The sequence below is a fragment of the Cellulomonas sp. P4_H12 genome (assembly GCF_056400905.1).
In genome coordinates this window covers 1-555 of record NZ_JBFUKJ010000129.1, presented here as the reverse complement: position 1 = coordinate 555, position 555 = coordinate 1, and the positions used below count along the sequence as shown (strand labels likewise).

The 555-nt window shown below is 70.8% G+C and carries 1 protein-coding gene; it reads right to left on the bottom strand.

Annotated elements, in window-relative coordinates:
- Positions 1-555 (bottom strand): hypothetical protein (locus AC1DQC_RS20150; RefSeq protein ID WP_477052998.1); only part of this gene is annotated, 555 nt, incomplete at both ends.

The window sequence follows — 555 nt, the reverse complement described above, 5'->3', positions numbered from 1 at the left end:
TCAGCTGATCGGCGCCAAGGGAGCTCGCGGAGTCGGCGAGGCCGTCGAGGACCTTCGAGAGGTTGTCGACGTCGACGCTGCGGACGGTGTTGAGGACGGCGCTGGCCCGGAACTGCGAGGTGTCCTTGGAGAAGTCGGTCAGGGTCGCGGCGGCGTATCCGTCGCCGATGTTCTTGGCGAGGCTGCGGAACACCGTGCTGTCGGTGCGGGCCTGCGTGGCGATCGTGCGGGCGCCGGCGGTGTCTCCCGCGGTCAGTGSAGCCTGGATGCGGCTGGGCGCGGTCTTCACGCTCTCGATGTTCAGGTTTGCGAGGTCCCGCGCGGTCGCGGTGTCCGCGGGGTTGGCTGGTGCGTCGTCCCCGGTTCCGGAGAGCCCTGCGTTGCCGAGCACGGAGCCGATGCCGTTGAGGAGGTGGTCGTCGCCCGGTGTGGCGCAGTACAAGTCCGGTGCCGGGTCGCAGATCGTCATCACGTTCAGGCCGGAGAAGCCGTGCTCGCGGGGGCCGGCGATGCCGTGCCCGGGAGGGTTGGGCCCGACGACGGTCTCGCCGGGGG